This is a genomic window from Streptomyces griseorubiginosus (genome assembly GCF_036345115.1).
GTDB classification, from domain to species: domain Bacteria; phylum Actinomycetota; class Actinomycetes; order Streptomycetales; family Streptomycetaceae; genus Streptomyces; species Streptomyces griseorubiginosus_C.
The window spans coordinates 8,826,004-8,844,199 of the sequence record NZ_CP107766.1 but is presented as its reverse complement, the minus strand read 5'-3'; the positions used below and the strand labels follow the sequence as shown (position 1 = coordinate 8,844,199).

Sequence of the window (18,196 nt, the reverse complement as noted above, 5' to 3'; positions counted from 1 at the left end):
AACGTCCTCCGCCGTGGGGAGCACCGCCCAGGCGTCCCACGGGCGTCAGACGTACCGCGCGAGTGGCCAGGGCCCTCGCCGGCTGTGGGCAGGGGCTACCTGAGGGCACCGCAGGCGGTCACCACCTTCGAACTCCATGAAGGGCACCGCCCCCTCGTCCCGTGGGCGGTCACCCGGGGCGGTCAGCGCCGCGCTTCCCTCAGGCCCCCCAGCGCCCTCGGTGGGCGCCGCCCGTGGCCCGTCGCCGAGGCCGAGCGGTGGCGGGTTCGGCGTGCGCTGCGGGGCCGAGTCCCGCGGCGTCGTACAGGCCTGTGCCGATGCCGTGCTGGACGGCGGCCCCCCGTCCAGCACGCCCGCTCGGCAGCGCGGTATCTCGTCGGGCACGGCACTCGGCTGTGGCCCCCAACTCCAGCACCGCCGCCCGGCGCCCCGGACCCGTTCAGCCCGTCAGCGTCCCCGTGGCCAGCAGGCCGAAGAGGAGGAGGCCCACGACGATGCGGTAGATCACGAAGGCGTTGAAGGAGTGCTTGGCGACGAACTTCAGGAGCCAGGCGATGGAGGCGTAGGCGACGACGAAGGAGACGGCCGTGCCGACGGCTAGCGGTGCCGCGCCCACGCCCGCACCGAGGGCGTCCTTGAGCTCGTAGATGCCGGCGCCGGTGAGGGCGGGGATGCCGAGGAAGAAGGAGAGGCGGGTGGCGGCGACGCGGTCCAGGTCGAGGATCAGGGCCGTCGACATGGTGGCGCCGGAGCGGGAGAAGCCCGGGAAGAGCAGGGCGAGGATCTGCGAGCTGCCGACCAGCATGGCGTCCTTGAAGGAGGTGTCGTCCTCGCCGCGCTTGTGCCGGCCCATCTGGTCCGCCGCCCACATCACACCGCTGCCGACGATCAGCGAACCGGCGACCACCCACAGGGAGGCGAGCGGCCCCTCGATGAGCGGCTTGGCGGCGAGGCCCACGGCGACGATCGGGATGGTCGCGGCGATCACCCACCACGCGAACTTGTAGTCGTGGTGGTAGCGCTCCTCCTTGTGGAACAGCCCTCTCCCCCACGCGGAGACGATCCGCACGATGTCCTTGAAGAAGTACACGAGCACGGCGGCGATCGCGCCCACCTGGATGACGGCCGAGAACCCGACGACGGCGTCGTCGTCGACGGGGATGTTCATCAGCCCCTCGACGATCTTGAGATGACCGGTGGAGGAGACGGGAAGGAACTCGGTCACCCCCTCGACTGCTCCGAGGACGACGGCCTGACCGACGCTGATGACGCTCATGGGATCCAGTTCTTCTCAGGGGAAGGCAGGTGCGGAGGGCACAGTCTTACTACACGCAGGCGAGGACGAATCCCTACGCCCACAGCACCTGCGCCAGCGCCACCCCCGCGAAGGCCGCTCCCAGACCCGCCACAAGGCTCACGGCCACGTTGGCGGCGGCATAGAGGCGCGCCCCGGTCTCCGCCAGCCGCAGGGTCTCGTACGAGAAGGTCGAGTACGTCGTCAGCGCCCCGCACAGGCCGGTGCCCAGCAACAGCTGGAGGTGGGACCCCGCGGCCCCGGCCGCCACCGCCCCGGTGAGCAGGCCGAGGACCAGGCAGCCCGTGACGTTCACGGCGAAGGTGCCCCAGGGGAAGACCGAGTCGTGCCGCGACTGCACCGCGCGGTCGGTGAGATAGCGGAGCGGGGCACCCACCACGGCACCCGCGACGACCAGCAGCCAGTTCACAACGACTTCTTACCCTTCGTGCCCGTTTTGCCCCGAGTCGGCTCCTGGGTCCCGTCGCGGCCGACATACCGGATGACCTCGCACTCGTCGAGTGTCACCAGGCCCTCGGTGACGAGTTCGTCGAGCTGCGGCAGGAACTCCCGTACGCGCGTCTCGCTGTCGACGATGACGACGGCCACCGGCAGGTCCTCGCTGAGGGACAGCAGCCGGGAGGTGTGGATCAGGGAGGAGGCGCCGAAGCCCTCGATCCCCCGGAAGACGCTGGCCCCGGCCAGCCCGGCGGCGTGGGCGCGGTGCACGATCTCGCTGTAGAGGGGCTTGTGGTTCCAGGTGTCGTTCTCGCCGATGTGGACGGTCACGCGCAGGGCTCTGCCGGTCAGCCTCGTCATGGCTGCCTCCACTTCAGGACGCGGCGGGCCGCCGTGGACGTGAGCCACACCGCCGTGAGGGCCGCGAGCAGGGTCGCGGCGAGATAGGCCAGGCCCGTGGCGGGCCGGCCGTGGTCCACGAGTCGCTGGATGTCGACGGCGTAGGTGGAGAAGGTGGTGAAGCCGCCGAGGACGCCGGTGCCGAAGAAGGGGCGGACCAGGCGGTGGGCGGCCCACACGTCGGTGATGACGACCATGAACACACCGATGACGGCACAGCCGACGACGTTGGTCCAGAAGGTCGCCCAGGGAAAGCCGCCCGGCTGCACCGGCCAGTGGAGCGCGAGGGCGTACCGGGCCGTCGCGCCCAGGGCGCCGCCGAGCGCGACCACCGCGACGACCGGCGCCTGGCCCTGCCACGCGGACTGCCGTGGGGGCCGCGCGGGGGCGCGGAGGCTCTCCGGGGCTGTCATCGTCGTGTCTCTCCTACTCGCCGGGGCCCGGGCATGCGGGCGCGCTCCATCGCAAGTAGGGACCGTTGGCGGCGCCTTCGCCGCGGTTCGGGTACGGCGGGCCCCACCGCCGTGCCGCGAGGGTGATCGCGACCGAGGACCAGGGTAACGCCGGGGTCCTGCCGGGGTCACTTCGCGGCGGGTGGATCGCACAGCGCGATACCGCGCTCGGAGAGGCTGCCGAGGACCAGGTGGCCGGAGGCCTCGCAGACGCTGGTGACCATGCGGAAGCGGGAGCGGCGGCGGGTGAGGTGGTGGACGGTGCGGCCTTCGTCGTCGATCGCGAGGACGCCGACGAAGCCCGTGGGTCGGTAGGGGGCGCCCACGGCGACGCGGGCGGCCGCTCGGCGGGCCGCTGGGGCGGCGCGGTGCAGCAGGTCGAGCGGGGGGATGCGGGGTCCGGCGAGGGAGACCCAGATCGGCCCTTCGGGTCCGCCGCGCCAGATGTTGTCGGGCATGCCGGGCAGGTTCTCGGCGAGGGGTTCGGCGCGGCCTGCCCCCGGACCGTCGAGCCAGTAGCGGGTGAGCCGGCGGGCTCCGGTCTCGGCCACGACGAGGAAGGACTCGTCGCCGCTCGCCGCGAGGCCGTTGGCGAACTGGAGCCCCTCCAGGAGGACTTCGGGAGTGTCGTCGCCGGGTGCCAGACGCAGGAGGCGGCCGGTCCCGGTGTGTTCGACGATGTCGCCGATCCTCCCCCACTGCCTTAAAGGCGTGGGGGGACCCCCAGGTCGAGGGGGTAACGGCGGCTGGAGACCGTGAAGTACACGCTGCCGTCGGACAGCGCGACCACGTTGCTGGCGAACCGCAGCCGCTCCCCCGCCACTTCGTCGGCGATGACGCGCACGGTGCCGTCGGCGAGGTCGACGCCCAGCAGTCCGCGTTCGGCGTCGCACACCAACAGGGCGCCGTCCGGGAGGAGTTCGAGGCCGAGCGGTCTGCCGCCGGTCTCGGCGAGCGTCTCGGCGCGGGGCGCGACGGGCTCGGTCAGGCCGTCGACGCGCAGGATGCGGCCGTCCGCCACGCCGGTCAGGACCCGGCCGCGGGCGTCGGCGACGACGTCCTCGGGGCCGTGGCCGCCGAGGGCGACGTAGTGGCGTGGGATCAGTGCGGTGGGCGGTCCATGTGGTGTCTGCCCTTCCGGTGCGGTCGCTACCAACCCTTCTCGAACATGCGCGCCACCTCGGCGATGCGCATCTCGTCGCGACGGTAGTACGTGCGCCACCGGATTCTCTTGGTGCGCACGAGGCCGATGTTCACCAGGAGGGCGAGATGGGTCCGGGCGACCGAGCGCCGCACGCCGAGCTTGACCGCGACGGCATGGGCGGACACGCCGTCCTCGACGGGGTCGATGTGCCGCTGCGGGGGGAAGTGCGCGGCCGGGTCCTTCAGCCACTCCAGGATGTCCAGTCGCCGCCGGCCGGTCGGAGTCCTCAGCATGTCGTCCCCTCCGCCCCTCCTTCTGCGTGTCACCACTGTCCCGCAGTCGCAGCGCCTTGTCCCGGGGTCGCTGAGCTTGTCCGATATCGAACTCCTCTACGACAAGGGGCTGTTCGGCGGGTCCGGCCGATGACCGGGCAGGGGCCTTGGGGTGAGGCCCCCTCCGCCCGCGGCTCGTGGTCTCGCGGGCGGAGGGGAGTCGGTGGGGCCCGTGGGGAGGCGGGCGGGTTCAGCCGTCGAGCCGTACGACCCGGACCGTGCCCGCCGGCACCGCGAGGCGGCCCGCGGCGCGTTCGCCGGTCAGCAGCTCGGTGCCCGGCGCGTCCAGGGGCACCTTGGCCTCCGTCGCCGTGTGGTTGATCACGAAGACGTAGGAACCGGAGTCCCCGTCACGCCGGACGACCTCGACGTCACGGGGCAGGTCGGCGCGCGAGGGGAGAGTGGCGTCCTCGGCGGCCCAGCCGAGCAGCGCGTCGAGCCCCTGGGCGGTCAGGCGGGTGGAGACGTACCAGGCGGTGCCCTCGCCGTGGCGGTGGCGGGTGACGGCGGGGTGGCCCGCGGTCAGGCCGTCGGCGTACGTCCACACGGTCTCGGCGCCGCGCGGCACCACGAACTCGGACCACACGTCGCCGGTGAGCTCCGAGCCGTCGGGGCCGGTGACCCGGACCAGTTGGCCCGGGAGCAGCGGCGAGAACTCCTCGACGGTGAGGCCGAGGACGTCGCGCAGCGCGCCCGGGTAGGCGCCCTCGTGGACGGCGTCGTGCTCGTCGACGATGCCGGAGAAGTACGACACGACGAGCGTGCCGCCGTTCTCGACGTACTGCCTGAGGTTGTTGCCGGCCGCCTCCGTCATCAGGTACAGCGCCGGTACGACAACAAGGGGATAGGCCGACAAGTCGGCTTCGGGGTGGGCGAAGTCGACCGTGAGGTGGCGGTCGTAGAGGGCCTCGTAGAAGGCGTCGGCGCGTTCGCGGGCGTCGTGGTCCTCGCTGGGCCGCCAGTCGAGGTTCTGCGCCCACCAGGAGTGCCAGTCCCACAGCACGGCCACGTCGGCCCGGGTGCGGGTGCCGCGGACGGTGCTCAACGAGTCCAGAGAGGCGCCCAGTTCGACGACCTCGCGCCACACGCGTGTGTCGGTGCCGCCGTGCGGGACCATCGCCGAGTGGAACTTCTCGGCGCCGCGCCGGGACTGGCGCCACTGGAAGAACATGGCGCCCTCGGAGCCGCGGGCCACGTGCGCGAGGGAGTTGCGGGCCATCTGGCCGGGCGCCTTGGCCGGGTTGCGGGGCTGCCAGTTGATGCCCGAGGTGGAGTGTTCGAGCAGGATCCAGGGGGCGCCGCCGGCGACGGAGCGGGTCAGGTCCGCCGCCATCGCGAGGTTGACGTGAGTGCGGCGGCCGTCGGTGATGAGGTAGTGGTCGTTGGTGACGATGTCCACCTCGCGGCCCCAGGCCCAGTAGTCGACGGAGTCGCACTGGCTGAGCGCGGTCATGAAGTTGGTGGTGACCGGAACGCCCGGGGAGAGCCGGTGCAGGATGTCCCGCTCCGCGACGAAGTTCTCGCGCATGGTCGCGTCGGCGAACCGCTTGTAGTCCAGCGCCTGGCCGGGGTTGCCGACGGTGGCGGCGGTGCGGGGCGGGTCGATCTGTTCGAGGCTCGTGTAGTGCTGGCCCCAGAAGGCGGTGCCCCAGGCCTCGTTGACGCCGTCGACACCGCCGTACGTCACCTCGAGCCAGCGGCGGAAGTGGGCGGCGCAGGAGTCGCAGTAGCAGGCGGAGACGGGGACGCCGTACTCGTTGTGCACGTGCCACATCGCGAGGGCCGGGTGGCCGGCGTAGCGCTCGGCGAGCCGGGTGGTGATGTCGGCGGCGGCCGCGCGGTAGGCGCTGTTGCTGTGGCAGATGGCGCCGCGGGAACCGAAGGCGAGGCGGGTGCCGTCAGCCGTGACCGGCAGCGCGTCCGGGTGGGCGCGGTAGAACCACGCGGGCGGTACGACCGTGGGGGTGCCGAGGTCGACGCGGATGCCGTTCTCGTGGAGCAGGTCGATGATCCGGTCCAGCCAGCCGAAGTCGTGGACGCCCGGTTCCGGCTCCAGGAGCGCCCAGGAGAAGATGCCGACGCTGACCATGGTGACCCCGGCCTCGCGCATCAGCCGGACGTCCTCGTCCCAGACGCTCTCGGGCCACTGCTCCGGGTTGTAGTCCCCGCCGAAGGCGAGCCTGGTGAGGCCCCTGGGGGTGGTCTCCGGCATGGGTCTCTCCCGAATCAGTTGGTTGGGAACGTGCACACACGGCTCACGAAGCGCGCTGCCCAAGATAACCGCACAGAGGTAACCCTTGCCAAGTGCTTGAGTGCGAGCTTTCCTGTGCACGATCCCAGTTCGGTCGCATCCCGTCCGGAACGTCCCGCCGTCCGTCCACCCCCGTGCCGCCCCCACGGGGCTTAGAGTCGTGACCATGAACAATGCGGGGGGCCGGCGCAGACCGCCGACGATCCACGACGTGGCACGCGAGGCCGGGGTCTCGCGCGGGACCGTCTCGCGCGTCCTCAACGGCGGGCACTACGTCTCCCCCGCCGCGCAGGAGGCGGTCAACTCCGCCATCCGCAAGACGGGTTACGTCGTCAACCGGCACGCACGCTCACTGATCACCGGACGCTCCGACTCGGTCGGCTTCCTGCTCACGGAGCCCCAGGAGCGGTTCTTCGAGGACCCCAACTTCAACGTCCTGCTGCGCGGCTGCACCCAGGCGCTGGCCGCCCACGACATCCCGCTGCTGCTGATGCTGGCGGGCACCGAGGACGAGCGGCGCCGGATCAAGCGGTTCATCACGGCCGGCCACCTCGACGGGGTGCTGCTGGTGACCAGCCACTCCGCCGACCCGGTGGCCGAGGAGCTGCACAAGGCGGGCGTGCCCGTCGTCCAGTGCGGCAAGCCGATGCGGTCCGGCTCGAAGGTGAGCTATGTGGCGGCGGACGACCGGGACGGCGCCCGTGACATGGTGCGGCACCTGTTGTCGCGGGGCCGTCGCCGGATCGGCATCGTGACGGGACCGCTGAACTCGCCGGGCGGTGTCGACCGCCTCGCCGGTTACAAGGAGGTGCTCACGGAGGCGGGTGTCGAGATCGACGAGCGGCTCGTGGCCTCCGGTGACTACAGCCGGGGCAGCGGGGAGGCGGCCACCGAGCTGCTGCTGACCCGGGCGCCGGACATGGACGCCGTCTTCGTCGCCTCCGACCTCATGGCCCTGGGCGCCCTGACCGCACTGCGCCGCGCGGGCCGCCGGGTCCCCGAGGACGTCTCGGTGGGCGGCTTCGACGACTCCATCGCGGCGACGGAGGCCACCCCGGCCCTCACCACGATCCGCCAGCCCTACGACCGCATCAGCGCCGAGATGGTCCGCGTGCTGCTGGCCCAGCTCGGTGGCGAGGACCCGGCGGCGGTGATCCTTCCTACGGAGCTGGTTCGGAGGGAGTCGACGTGACGCCTGCGGCCGGCGGGGCGGGGCGTTGCGCATCGGGTTCGTTGGCGCGCAAGGGGGGCGACGGGCGGACGCGGGCGTTCGGGACTGCTTCGCGGGGCGACTGAGGAGCGCGCGGGGCACGGCAAACAGGCGCGGGGCGTTCAGGGCTGCTCCGCGGGGCCGGGCTGGCGAGCGCGCGTGGAGCGACGGGCGGGCGTGGCGTTCGGGGCTGCTCCGCGGGGCCAGGCTGGCGAGCGCGCCGAGCACGGCAAACAGCCGCGGGGCGTTCAGGGCTGCTCCGCGGGACCGGGCTGGTGACCGCCGTCGGTGTCGCGGTGGGAGCAGCGACGCGCTGAGGGCTGAGATCGCGGCAGCGCGGGGGCCAGGGTGTGGGGTCGGGAACAGAGCACGGGTGCCTGGTCAGGGCGCAGAGGACAGCCGGTGAGGGCGGGCGCGGTGTACCGGTCCAAGTCACCAACGTCTACGCCGTAACCGGGCAGCCGACGCCGAGGCCGGGCAGAATGCACCCCCTCCCGGTCCGCCCACACGCCGCCGACCCGAGAACGCCCCCGGCACGCCAACGAGAAACCCCACCCCCCTACCCCCTCGCTCCACGCAGCCGCCGTCCGGTCAGGATCGGAGAAGCGGTTCCCCCCTCCTCCGGCCTAGCGTGAGACCACCGACGGAGCGCGTCGGGATCACCGCACGGAGGAGCACACCATGACCGCGGGACTCAAGACGATCATCTACCCCGTCAAGGACCTGGCCGCAGCGAAGGCCCTGTTCAGCGCACTGCTGGGGGTGGAGCCCTACGCGGACGAGCCGTACTACGTCGGCTTCAAGGACGCGGGACAGGACGTTGGCCTCGACCCGAACGGACACGCCCGCGGCATGACCGGGCCGGTCCCCTACTGGCACGTGGACGACATCCGGGCGACCCTCGCCGCGCTGGTGGCGGCCGGGGCGGAGACCCTCCAGGACGTCCAGGACGTCGGCGGCGGCAAGCTGATCGCCTTCGTCAAGGACGCGGACGGCAACCTGGTGGGGATCACCCAGGACCCCCAGGCCTGACCTTCCTTGCGCATGCACTAGTTGCATACTCAACGAATGGCCGGATCGGTGTTACCGTTCACTTATGGCGGTGAACACGGTCGGGACCGGCCTTGAGGAACGGTGGCGGGACATCCTGTCGGTGCACGCGCGCACGATCTGCGAGATCGACCGCGTGCTGCACCCGCACGGGCTGGGCGCGAGCGATTTCGAGGTGCTCGACATCCTCGCCACCGAGTCCCCCCGCGAGGGCGACCAGTGCCGGGTGCAGAACCTCGTCGGCCGGGTGCACCTGAGCCAGAGCGCGCTGTCCCGGCTGATCGGCCGCCTGGAGAAGGACGGCCTCGTGGAGCGCTCGGTGTGCGTGGAGGACCGGCGGGGCGTGTACGTGTCCCTCACCCGCAAGGGCCGCGACCTGCACGCGGAGGTGCTGCCGCTCCAGCGCGAGGTCCTGTCGCGGACGCTGGACGGCTAGCGCCCCCTCGACGCCGGCACGATCCGCCGGACAGGCCTTGGCCAGGTGCGCCTCAGGACAGGGCCAGACCGCAGAACTCATGACCCTCGGGGTCGGACAGGCACGTCCAGGGGACGTCCCCCTGGCCGAGGTCGAGGTCGGTGGCGCCGAGGTCCCGCAGCCGGGCCACCTCCGCCGCCTTGTCGTCACCGGGGTACGGCAGCAGGTCGAGATGGACGCGGTCCGGGACGGGCTTCCCGTCGGACGAGCGCAGGAACTCGAGATACGGGCCGACGCCCCTGTCGGAGCGCAACACCGCCTGGTCGTCGGTCACTTCGTGCAGGGTCCAGTCCAGGGCCTCGCCCCAGAAGCTCGCCATGGCGCGCGGATCGACGCAGTCCACCACCACCGCGGCGATCGGTCCGGTGTCCCGGTAGACCTCCCGGGGTTCCAGCACGCAGAACTCGTTGCCCTCCGGGTCGGCGAGCACCGTCCACGGCACGTCCCCCTGGCCCACATCGGCGGGTCTCGCACCGAGAGCCCTCAGGCGCGCCACCAAATCCGCCTGGTGGGCCGGGGAGTCGGTCGCCAGGTCGAGGTGCGTGCGGTTCTTCGTCGGCGACTTGCGCTCCGGCACGGGGACCACGTCGATGCCGAGGGCGACCGGGTCCGGCCAGACGAGGCCTCCGGCGGGGCCCACATAGGTGGTCACACCGGGGCTGTACGCCGTCCAGCCGAGCGTCTCCGCCCAGAACCGGCCGACCACCGGAGCGTCGACAGCCTTGATGTTCACCTGAACCGGTCGCAGCGCCATGCCGACGATCCTATGCAGCCGCACCGAAGCGAGGCCGGCCGATTCCACCGGAGGCACCAAGCGATCCGGGCCGCTCCCGCCCGGCATGAGTGGCCGTCCCCGGGGTCATGCTGAACAGCAGACGCCGAGCGGGGAAGGGGCTGAGGACGCCTTGGCCGTGGAAGAGGACCGCGCCGCCGAGTTCCACAGCTACGCGACGGTCTCCCTGGAGGAGGCGCACGACGCGATCGCGGCCCACTACTACGACCTGCGGCTCGAACTGGCCGGACAGGCCTCGCAGTTCGCCACGAGGCTCAACCTCGTCGAGCTCGGCGCGCTCACCGTGGGAGACGTGCGGTTCGGCACCGAGATGCGCATGAGCTTCGGCGAACCCGGCGTCTATCACGTCGCCGTGCCCTTCGGCGGCTGCTTCAGCGTCCAAGAAGGGCGTGGAGAGGTGGAGTTCGCCACCAGCGGGCGGGCCCTGGTCTTCGATCCGGCGCGGAACATCCACATCGACACCTGGTCCGCGGACTGCCAGGCCCTCACCGTGAAGGTCGACAAGGCGGCCCTGTTACGGCAGTTGGAGGTGCTGCTCGGCCGGTCGGTGCGCCGTCCGCCGCGCTTCGGGCCGTACATGGACGTCTCCCGCGGGCCGGGGCTGAGCTGGATGCGGCTCGCGATGTGGAACCTGCTGGAGCGGGACGTCCCGCACGGGTTGCTGAGCCACCCCATGATCCGCGGCCGTCTCGAGCAGACCCTCCTGGAGGGGATGCTGCTCGCCACGGACCACACCTTCCGCGAGGCGCTGGAGGCCCCTCCCCCGCCGATGCGTCCGGCGTCGGTCAAGCGGGTCATGGACGCCGTACAGGAACTGCCCGCGGAGCCGTACGACGCGAACCGGCTCGCGGCCATCGGGCAGGTCAGTCTGCGCACCCTGCAGGAAGCTTTCCGCAGGCATGTGGGCATGTCGCCGATGGCCTACGTCCACGAGGTGCGGCTCCAGCGGGTGCACCGGCAGCTGCGGGCGGCGGCGCCGGGAACGACGACCGTGACGGACGTGGCCCACGAGTGGGGGTTCGTCCACCTGGGCCGTTTCGCGCACCGGTACCGGGAGCGCTTCGGGGAGTCGCCCTCGCAGACCCTGCGCGCCGTGTGAGCCGTCGCGTCCGCCGATCCGCCGCGTTTTGCGGACATGCGCCACGCATTCCGGAGCGACGGCCCCTCGGATCGGTCCTATGGTCGGGTCACGGCGATCGCAGCGCGCACTGGGATGAGCAGGGTCGGCGCCGCTCATCTTCTGTTCCGCGTGCGAGAACCGGGGTGCGGCGGCGGGAGCAGGTCCGCACCCCTCTGCGGGCCCGGCCGCTCCCCCTCCGTCGCATGTGGTGGCCGGGCCCCACTGCGTGGTCAGCCCTGCGGCCGCGCCAGCAGCGTGCGCACGCCCTCGGACGTCAGGGTCAGCGGATGCGTCGAGCTGGCGTCGATGGACAGCGACAGATCGCCGTCGGGCCACTGCGCGGCGAGCGCGCCGAGCGGCACCAGACGGTAGCGGGAGACGAACGGCAGCAGCTCGGCCATCTCCGTCTCGGAGGTGAACACGGGCACCACGGGAGCGCCGCCGTCCTGCTGTTCCAGCACGGGCAGCGCCACGGTGGTGTCCTCGTCGGCGGCGTCGTCGGGAACCGGAATGAGCACCTCGCTGGTCGCGAGCGTGTCCAGCGCCGTCGTGTCCTCGGTGTTCTGCGTGAGCGCGTCCAGCGCCCGCTGGGCCGGTGTCGCGGTGTGGTCGTTGGCGGGTGTGTCCATGGCAGATCCCCTGGTAGCGGCGGTCGTGCGGCCCGCCCGCAGGCATGATCGCCCAGGGCGCGGTGCTGCTCGCGTACCCGAGCGTGCCGAGAGCATGCGTGCGGGGTGTCAGGGAATCAGTGCGATGTCCTCCGCGGGCGGCCCGGCGTGCGGTGACATCAGGCGGCGAGCACTTCGTCCACGGTGGCGACCCGGATCAGCGGACCGTACAGCGCCATCACGTGCAGCGCCTTGCGGTGCGAGTCGTCGTCCGCTCCGGCGCACGCGTCGGACACGACCCACGTCTCGACCCCGGCGTCGGCTGCGGCGAGGGCGGTGGACAGGACACAGCAGTCGGTACTGACCCCGGCCAGGACCAGACGGCCCTCGGGGTCGACCAGGGCGGCGAGTTCCGGGGTCCACTTGCCGAAGGTGGGGGCGTCCAGCACGTGGGGCGCCCGGTCGGCGAAGTCGTCGGTGAGCCGCCACAGCGGGGCGTCCGGCGGCTGGAGAGCGAAGGGCCACCGCGCGTAGTACGCCCGCCAGGCGCCGGTGGGCTCGGCGGGGGCGACGAAGCGGGTGAAGGTGACCCGGTCGGCGAAAACCGGCAGCAGCCGTCGTACGCCCGCCGCCGCCTCGCCGTAGCGCGGGGCCGCCCAGGGGCTGTCGGGCTCGGCGAAGACGCGCTGCATGTCGATGACGGCGAGCCGTCCCCTCGTCATACGACGTCCTCCTGGGCGCGGACCCGGCCGCGGCCGAGGGCCGGCGTGCCGAGGAAGCCGACCGCGAGCGCGGCCAGCACGCCGAGGTTGGCGTACGCCCACGCCCCGGACCTGCCGCCCAGGCCGAAGGGGTCCAGGAGATAGCCCTGCCAGTCCAGCCAGCCGGCGGCCGAGTTGGTGACCAGGCCCCAGCCGAGGGCGGTGGCGAGGACGGTGAGGATCAGCGGGCCGGGCGGTACGTCGCCGTAGCGGCCGCCGGGGCGGTAGAGGTCGGCCTCGTCGTAGTCGCGGCGGCGCAGGGCGAGGTCGGCGAGCATGATCCCGCACCAGGCGGCGATGGGGACGCCGAGGGTGGTGAGGAAGCCCATGAACTGGCCGAGGAAGTCGTCGGCGAAGAACACGATGTAGATAGCGCCGGCGATCATCAGGACGCCGTCGACGAGCGCGGCCAGCGGGCGCGGGATCCTCAGGCCCGCGGACAGCAGGGCGAGGCCGGAGGAGTAGATGTCGAGGACGGCTCCGCCGACCAGCCCGAGGACCGCGACGACGGCGAAGGGCACCAGGAACCAGGTGGGCAGGAGGATCGTGAGCGCGCCGATCGGGTCGGCGGCGACGGCGGCGCTGAGCTTGGTGGAGGAGCCCGCGAGGAGCAGGCCGAAGACCAGCAGGAGCAGTGGGGCCACCGAGGCGCCGAAGGTGGTCCAGCCGATCACGCCCCGGCTCGACGAGGTCCGGGGCAGATAGCGGGAGTAGTCGGCGGCGGCGTTGACCCAGCCGAGGCCGAAGCCGGTCATCATGAAGACCAGCGCGCCGATGAACTCCTGCGCGGAGCCCGCGGGCAGGGCACTGACGGTGCTCCAGTGGATGTGGTCGGCGACGAGACCGACGTAGACGACGGTCAGGACGCCCGTCACCACGGTGATCACGGTCTGGAGCCGCATGATCAGGTCGAAGCCCATCACCCCGCCGACGACCGTCAGCCCCGCGACCACGATCAGCGCGATCACCTGGGTCCCGGTGCCGCCGCCCCAGCCCAGCCGCCCGAAGACGGTCGCCGTGGCCAGGGTGGCCAGCGCGCACAGCACGGTCTCCCAGCCGACGGTGAGCACCCAGGAGACGACCGACGGCAGCCGGTTGCCGCGCACTCCGTAGGCGGCGCGGCTGAGCACCATCGTCGGGGCGGAACCCCGCTTGCCGGCGACGGCGACGAAGCCGCACAGCAGGAACGAGAAGACGATCCCGACCACCCCGGCGGCCAGTGCCTGCCAGAAGGAGATCCCGAAGCCGAGCGCGAAGGAGCCGTAACTGAGGCCCAGGACGGACACGTTGGCGCCGAACCACGGCCAGAACAGGGTGCGTGGGGTGCCCTTGCGTTCGGCGTCGCCGATCACGTCCAGCCCGTGCGTCTCCACCTGGAGCTGCCGGGCGGTGGATCTGCTGTCGGGGGGACCCGAGGACTCTGTCATCGTCGACCTGCCTGTTCAGATGTGTTGGGGCGACGGTAGGCAGGGCCGAGGCGGGCGTCAATCAGGAGTAGCTTGCGCCGGGATGGGGACTTGATGCGCAGGCCGGGTGTGTCGGCGCGCCCATGGGAGCCGGCCCGGCCAGGCTTCTCCGGTTCAGCAACGAGCCGGGGAGGCCGCGGCGGGTCAGTCCAGGGTGCCCTTCTCGCAGACCTGGCGGGCCACCTCACGGAGCTTGACGTTGTTGTCCTGCGAATAGCGTCGCAGGACGTCGAAGGCCTGGTCCTCGGTGAGGCGGTGGCTGCCCATGAGGATGCCCATCGCCTCACCGATCACATGGCGGGTCGCGACGGCCTGCTCCATCTGGGCGTAGGTGCGGGCGGCGGACAGGGCGACCGCCGCGTGCGAGGCGAGCAGCCAGCCGGCCAGCTCACTGGCCTCGGTGAACGCGCCCGGCTCATGCGAGTACAGGTTCAGGGCGCCGAGGTCGTCGTCCTCCGTGAACAGCAGGAACCCCATCATGCTGCCCACGCCGAGGGCACGGGCCCGCGGAGCGAACACCGGCCATCGCTCGCTCTCCGTCGTGAGGTCGGAGATCCGGAAGGTCCGTTCGCCCAGGGAGGTGCGGGCGGCGTCGAAGCAGGGACCTTCCGCCAGCTGCTCCTGCAACCGGTCGCTGTCGATGACGAGCTGGTCCGTGGCGGTGAGGGTCTCCACCTTCCGGTCGTGGAGCACCAGGACCCCGGCCGAGGTGCAGCCCTCCACGAGTTCCGTGGCCGAGGCGCTGATCCGGCCCAGGGTGTCGGTCACCGACTCCTGCGCCAGAAGATCACGGGCCATCGCCGCCATCTGCTGGGCGAACCGACTCCAGTCCAAGACGTCCTCCACTCCTGCCGACAGAGGACCTCTACCCGCACCTCCGCGATCCTCACAGTCGGGAGGACCGACGACCGGCCGCGATCCGGTGCCCGCGGGGCGCGTCGGCGCTCCTGGCCCCGGCCTCACGGACGGGCGACTGCGGGACGGTCAGTCGTCGATACGGACCGGCATCAGCATCGAGAGGGTCGCCTCGTCGTCGGGGCGGCGGATCGTGATCGGTGCCGTGGGAGTGACGAGTTCCAGGGCCAGTCGGTCGTGGGAGCCGGCGGCCAAGGCGTCGATCGCGTCCAGGAGGAAGTCACGGTTGACCGCCACACGGTCCGGGTCGCCGTCGGCGTCGGTGTGCAGGGTCACCGTGCCGTCGCCCTGAGCCTTGAGCACGCTGAGCGCTGGTGCCCCGTCCTCACCGGAGCGCACGGGGCCGGTCTCCAGGTCCCGCCGGAACGCGGCCGCCTCGACGAGGACGCGGCGCCCGGCGGTCCGCGGGACCAGCCGCCGGTAGTCGGGGAAGTCGTGGCCGAGGCGCGGGCCGGACGCCTGCCGGTCCCCGCTCTCCAAGGTCACGCGGTCACCGTCGACGGACAGCGCCACCGCTGCCTCGCCGTCCAGCAGCGCCCGCATCGCGTCGGCGAGCGGGGTGGGCACGACGAACTGCACCCGGCCGCCCTCGTGCCCGGCGATGCCGGCCCGCGCGATCGCCATGCGGTAACGGTCGGTGGCCACGACATCGAGGCTCTCGCCCTCGATGTCGAACAGGATCCCGCCGAGCATCGGCAGCTCCCGGTCCGTGCTTACGGCGAAACGTACGGCATCCAACGCGGCCGCCAGCTCCGGGGCGGCGAGGGACAGCCGGACGGCGACGGTCTGGGACGAGGTCATGGTGTTCTCCCGGTGATCGAGCAGGGCACGGAGCGCGGAGAACTCCTCGCGGGCGTCGGACAGCCCTTGTTCGAGACGGCCCAGGTGCGCGTCCAGCAGCTTGCGGACCAGCCCGGTGTCCGGGCCGGACCATCCGGCCAGCACCAGGCGGATGTCCGCCAGCGGCATCCCGGCCCTGCGCAGGCGCGCCAGCAGCCGGGCCTCGTCCAGCTGGCCGGGCTCGTACCAGCGGTATCCGCTGACCGGATCCACCCAGGCCGGCACCAGCACACCGGCACGGTCGTAGAACCGCAGGGCGCTCACACCCAGCCCGCTGTCCCGGGCCGTCTCACCAATGCTGCGCATGTCGTTCTCCACACCCGGAACTCTGGGCCCTGCACAAGGTCGAGGGTCAAACCCGGGATGTGAGGCGCACGGCTTCCCTTCTCGGCGGCAGCGGATCCGGGGTCAGTGGTGGTGGCCCCGGCGGCCGAGGGTGTCCACCGGGGTGGCGTCGGGGCGGGTCCACTGGGGTACGGGGCGGCTGGTGGGGCCCCACGTCGGCTTTCCGTCCGCGTCCGAGCGCCAGGACCAGCACGCGGCGAGCCCCTCGGGCCAGTCCTCCGGCTTGTCCTCCCACACCTCGCCGCGTCCGTAGGGCGTCATGTCGAGCAGGCCCATGGACCCGTTGACCCGCTCGTTGCCCCGGCCGGTCGTGGAGTAGGTGAGGAACGCGCGGTCGCCGTCGCGGAGGAAGGCGGTGAGGTGCCCCATGTCGCCGCCGACCGGCGGGGCCGCGTCACGCACCGAGTACCAGGGCTGGGTGTAGCCCATGAACGCGACATAGGCAGCCACCTCGTCCGCCTGTCCCGAGGTCAGGACGGCGAAGGAGACGCCTCGGGCGTTGAGGTAGACGGCGTCCTTGAGGTGCCAGGCCGTGGTGGTGCAGCCCTCGCACTGGCCCTGGTGCGGCGCGCCGTCGTACCACATGTGCTTGTAGACCACGAGTTCGTCGCGCCCCTGGAACAGGTCGAGGAACGGGACGGGGCCGTCGGGTCCCACGACCTCGATCGTGCCGTCGAACTCCACCATCGGCAGCCGCCGGCGTGCCGCGGCGATGGCGTCGCCCTCCCGCGTATGGGCCTTCTCGCGGACCAGCAGTTCATCCCGGGCACGCTGCCAGGTGGCCAGGTCGACCACGGGCGGGCGGCCGGGCAGCGCGGGGGTCGGGGGCGGGGTCGGGGTCTGGTCGTCCGGGGTGGTGGTCATGTGTCCTCCGGGGGTCTCGGGCAGGGCGCGCTTCGTACGACGGTCACCTGAACAGACTCCCGGCCCGGCCCGAACTCATCGCGCTCGCACGGGACACTTCACTTCTCACTTCACCGGTCCGTCGGTTCCCAGCGCCCACGCGGTCACGCGGAGGCCCGGTCCATGGCGTGGTCCAGGTGGGTGATGACGGCCGGCACGTCATCGCTCTCGGTTCGCCGGATCAGTTCCAGGGCCGGTCGGACGAGACCGCTCGGGCGGGCCGTCAACCGGGCGAGGACGGTGGCTCGGACGTCGAGCCGTTCGAGGGTGGCCTCGCGCTCCTGGTCGTTCTGGCCGGCCAGCAGGACGGCGTTGTACCAGGCCTCCTCGCGGGACTGGCGGACGCTGAAGTCGAGGATCCGCTCGTCGGTGCGGCCGCCGACCTTGTCCAGCAGCGACATGAACGGCGACAGTTCGCCGATGGAGTCCTGCACCGCCAGGACCACGCGGGCGAGGATGTCGTTGATCAGCAGGAAGTCGCCCCGCAGCGCCTGGATGTCCGCGCCGGGGGCGGTTCGCGCGGCGGCGACGGCGAGGTCGAGGTTGATGTGGGCGTTCACCCCGAGCAGCAGGTGCTGCACGATCACGGTGTCGGTGTCGTCGAGCAGCCCGAACGCCTCGCGCCAGCACCGCGGTCCGCCGCGGTCACGGCGCCAGGCGTCGTACGCCTCGAAGTAGCGGTTGCCGAAGTGCGTGTCGAAACGGTCCATCCGGGGGCCGTCGTCGAAGAGCCCGGCGTGGATGGCCGTGCGCACCTCCACGGTCACCTGTCGGTACAGCGCCGCGAAGTAGCCGAGCCGGTCACCGGAGCGCGTGGCCTCCCCCACGATCCCGGCAAGCCCGTCCACGACGTCGTCGATGTTCTGTGCCGCCATGCCCAACTCCCCTCCGACGGACCCACGTTGAGCCCGCAGCGCCGATCACAACCTCGTTGTACCACCGCCTGCCGGAAGAAGATCCGGTCGTGCGGTGCGGGAGGTCGGCGGGTGGGGGTGAGCGGGGTGCAGGCGGGGCGGGGGCGGTGGATGCCGGCTGCGGTGAGCAGGGTTGCGGTGGGTGCGGTCGGCTGCGGTGAGCAGGGTTGGGGTGGGTGCGGCCGGCTGCGGTGACGGCGACGGGGTCGGGGCCGCCGGTCGGGGTGAGCGAGGAGTCGGGGCCGCCGATCGCGACGAGGTTGCGACCGCAGCTCGCGGCGCGCCAACGGGGCGGCGGGCATCGGCGGAAACGGACATGACGAACTCGCGGCGGCCACTCGCAGCATGCCCCCTGGCGGACGCGTTGCGCGAGACGCGCACCGCGGAGGCGGAGGACTGAGGTCGCGGCCGCCCGCGCAACCGACACGACGAGGTGGCGACCACCGCTCACCGCACGCCAACGGG

General features: G+C 72.1%; 18 protein-coding genes and 1 pseudogene. 4 read left to right on the top strand and 15 right to left on the bottom strand.

Features of this window, described 5'->3' with window-relative positions; translation table 11 throughout:
* Positions 1-439: 439 nt before the first annotated feature.
* The 7 genes and pseudogenes from OHN19_RS39825 to OHN19_RS39795 form a co-directional block, all read right to left on the bottom strand.
* On the bottom strand, positions 440-1,276 hold the full coding sequence (locus OHN19_RS39825) for an undecaprenyl-diphosphate phosphatase (RefSeq protein WP_330268871.1): 837 nt from the start codon (positions 1,274-1,276) through the stop codon (positions 440-442).
* A 73-nt stretch (positions 1,277-1,349) separates the two neighbouring features.
* Entirely contained in the window at positions 1,350-1,724 is a 375-nt protein-coding gene (gene crcB / locus OHN19_RS39820) for a fluoride efflux transporter CrcB (RefSeq protein ID WP_330268870.1), read from the bottom strand.
* Entirely contained in the window at positions 1,721-2,113 is a 393-nt protein-coding gene (locus OHN19_RS39815) for a DUF190 domain-containing protein (protein WP_330268869.1), read from the bottom strand. Before OHN19_RS39815 ends, crcB (OHN19_RS39820) begins: the two co-directional genes overlap by 4 nt.
* Positions 2,110-2,565, bottom strand: coding sequence for a fluoride efflux transporter CrcB (gene crcB, locus OHN19_RS39810; RefSeq protein WP_330268868.1), 456 nt, complete (start codon positions 2,563-2,565; stop codon positions 2,110-2,112). Before crcB (OHN19_RS39810) ends, OHN19_RS39815 begins: the two co-directional genes overlap by 4 nt.
* A 167-nt stretch (positions 2,566-2,732) precedes the next feature.
* Positions 2,733-3,709: pseudogene (locus tag OHN19_RS39805) on the bottom strand (SMP-30/gluconolactonase/LRE family protein).
* Positions 3,710-3,753: 44 nt separating this feature from the next.
* Complete coding sequence (locus OHN19_RS39800) at positions 3,754-4,041, bottom strand: helix-turn-helix domain-containing protein (protein ID WP_330268867.1); 288 nt, start codon at positions 4,039-4,041, stop codon at positions 3,754-3,756.
* A gap of 229 nt (positions 4,042-4,270) precedes the next feature.
* Positions 4,271-6,292, bottom strand: coding sequence for a beta-galactosidase (locus tag OHN19_RS39795; protein WP_330268866.1), 2,022 nt, complete (start codon positions 6,290-6,292; stop codon positions 4,271-4,273).
* Positions 6,293-6,491: 199 nt separating this feature from the next.
* Here OHN19_RS39795 and OHN19_RS39790 point away from each other — a divergent pair, with 199 nt between their 5' ends.
* The 3 genes from OHN19_RS39790 (at position 6,492) to OHN19_RS39780 (ending at position 9,027) form a co-directional block, all read left to right on the top strand.
* Positions 6,492-7,523: a LacI family DNA-binding transcriptional regulator gene (locus OHN19_RS39790; RefSeq protein ID WP_330268865.1), complete on the top strand. Its 1,032-nt coding sequence runs from the start codon at positions 6,492-6,494 to the stop codon at positions 7,521-7,523.
* Positions 7,524-8,222: 699 nt separating this feature from the next.
* Positions 8,223-8,573 (top strand): VOC family protein, encoded by a 351-nt coding sequence (locus OHN19_RS39785; RefSeq protein ID WP_007380018.1) that lies wholly within the window; start codon positions 8,223-8,225, stop codon positions 8,571-8,573.
* A gap of 64 nt (positions 8,574-8,637) precedes the next feature.
* Positions 8,638-9,027 (top strand): MarR family transcriptional regulator, encoded by a 390-nt coding sequence (locus tag OHN19_RS39780; protein ID WP_330268864.1) that lies wholly within the window; start codon positions 8,638-8,640, stop codon positions 9,025-9,027.
* A 52-nt stretch (positions 9,028-9,079) separates the two neighbouring features.
* On the opposite strand, the gene OHN19_RS39775 is transcribed toward OHN19_RS39780, so the two are convergent.
* Positions 9,080-9,820 (bottom strand): VOC family protein, encoded by a 741-nt coding sequence (locus OHN19_RS39775; protein WP_330268863.1) that lies wholly within the window; start codon positions 9,818-9,820, stop codon positions 9,080-9,082.
* A 157-nt stretch (positions 9,821-9,977) separates the two neighbouring features.
* Between OHN19_RS39775 and OHN19_RS39770 the strand changes: the two genes are divergently transcribed.
* Positions 9,978-10,958, top strand: coding sequence for an AraC family transcriptional regulator (locus OHN19_RS39770; protein WP_330268862.1), 981 nt, complete (start codon positions 9,978-9,980; stop codon positions 10,956-10,958).
* Between the two features lie 251 nt (positions 10,959-11,209).
* Here OHN19_RS39770 and OHN19_RS39765 read toward each other — a convergent pair whose 3' ends face one another.
* The 7 genes from OHN19_RS39765 to OHN19_RS39735 all read right to left on the bottom strand — a co-directional run bounded on the left by OHN19_RS39765 (position 11,210) and on the right by OHN19_RS39735 (position 17,692).
* Positions 11,210-11,608, bottom strand: coding sequence for an SseB family protein (locus OHN19_RS39765; protein WP_330268861.1), 399 nt, complete (start codon positions 11,606-11,608; stop codon positions 11,210-11,212).
* 158 nt (positions 11,609-11,766) lie between these two features.
* Positions 11,767-12,309, bottom strand: coding sequence for a cysteine hydrolase (locus OHN19_RS39760; protein ID WP_330268860.1), 543 nt, complete (start codon positions 12,307-12,309; stop codon positions 11,767-11,769).
* The gene (locus tag OHN19_RS39755) at positions 12,306-13,775 is read right to left on the bottom strand and encodes a purine-cytosine permease family protein (RefSeq protein WP_330268859.1); all 1,470 of its coding nucleotides are present in this window, start codon (positions 13,773-13,775) and stop codon (positions 12,306-12,308) included. Before OHN19_RS39755 ends, OHN19_RS39760 begins: the two co-directional genes overlap by 4 nt.
* 183 nt (positions 13,776-13,958) lie before the next feature.
* Positions 13,959-14,648, bottom strand: coding sequence for a GAF and ANTAR domain-containing protein (locus OHN19_RS39750; RefSeq protein WP_330268858.1), 690 nt, complete (start codon positions 14,646-14,648; stop codon positions 13,959-13,961).
* A 150-nt stretch (positions 14,649-14,798) separates the two neighbouring features.
* Entirely contained in the window at positions 14,799-15,875 is a 1,077-nt protein-coding gene (locus tag OHN19_RS39745) for a MerR family transcriptional regulator (RefSeq protein ID WP_330268857.1), read from the bottom strand.
* 102 nt (positions 15,876-15,977) lie between these two features.
* Positions 15,978-16,778: a DUF899 family protein gene (locus OHN19_RS39740; protein ID WP_330268856.1), complete on the bottom strand. Its 801-nt coding sequence runs from the start codon at positions 16,776-16,778 to the stop codon at positions 15,978-15,980.
* Positions 16,779-16,921: 143 nt separating this feature from the next.
* Positions 16,922-17,692 carry a DUF5995 family protein gene (locus OHN19_RS39735; protein ID WP_330268855.1) on the bottom strand — a complete coding sequence of 257 codons (771 nt, stop codon included), beginning with the start codon at positions 17,690-17,692 and terminating at the stop codon, positions 16,922-16,924.
* Positions 17,693-18,196: the final 504 nt, after the last annotated feature.

Coding starts and splice junctions, on each gene's coding strand:
- OHN19_RS39785 (WP_007380018.1), top strand. CDS start 8,223: ATGACCGCGGGACTCAAGACGATCATCTACCCCGTCAAGGACCTGGCC.
- OHN19_RS39740 (WP_330268856.1), bottom strand. CDS start 16,778: ATGACCACCACCCCGGACGACCAGACCCCGACCCCGCCCCCGACCCCC.
- OHN19_RS39755 (WP_330268859.1), bottom strand. CDS start 13,775: ATGACAGAGTCCTCGGGTCCCCCCGACAGCAGATCCACCGCCCGGCAG.
- crcB (WP_330268868.1), bottom strand. CDS start 2,565: ATGACAGCCCCGGAGAGCCTCCGCGCCCCCGCGCGGCCCCCACGGCAG.
- OHN19_RS39735 (WP_330268855.1), bottom strand. CDS start 17,692: ATGGCGGCACAGAACATCGACGACGTCGTGGACGGGCTTGCCGGGATC.
- OHN19_RS39765 (WP_330268861.1), bottom strand. CDS start 11,608: ATGGACACACCCGCCAACGACCACACCGCGACACCGGCCCAGCGGGCG.
- OHN19_RS39760 (WP_330268860.1), bottom strand. CDS start 12,309: ATGACGAGGGGACGGCTCGCCGTCATCGACATGCAGCGCGTCTTCGCC.
- OHN19_RS39825 (WP_330268871.1), bottom strand. CDS start 1,276: ATGAGCGTCATCAGCGTCGGTCAGGCCGTCGTCCTCGGAGCAGTCGAG.
- OHN19_RS39795 (WP_330268866.1), bottom strand. CDS start 6,292: ATGCCGGAGACCACCCCCAGGGGCCTCACCAGGCTCGCCTTCGGCGGG.
- OHN19_RS39775 (WP_330268863.1), bottom strand. CDS start 9,820: ATGGCGCTGCGACCGGTTCAGGTGAACATCAAGGCTGTCGACGCTCCG.
- OHN19_RS39780 (WP_330268864.1), top strand. CDS start 8,638: ATGGCGGTGAACACGGTCGGGACCGGCCTTGAGGAACGGTGGCGGGAC.
- OHN19_RS39815 (WP_330268869.1), bottom strand. CDS start 2,113: ATGACGAGGCTGACCGGCAGAGCCCTGCGCGTGACCGTCCACATCGGC.
- OHN19_RS39745 (WP_330268857.1), bottom strand. CDS start 15,875: ATGCGCAGCATTGGTGAGACGGCCCGGGACAGCGGGCTGGGTGTGAGC.
- OHN19_RS39800 (WP_330268867.1), bottom strand. CDS start 4,041: ATGCTGAGGACTCCGACCGGCCGGCGGCGACTGGACATCCTGGAGTGG.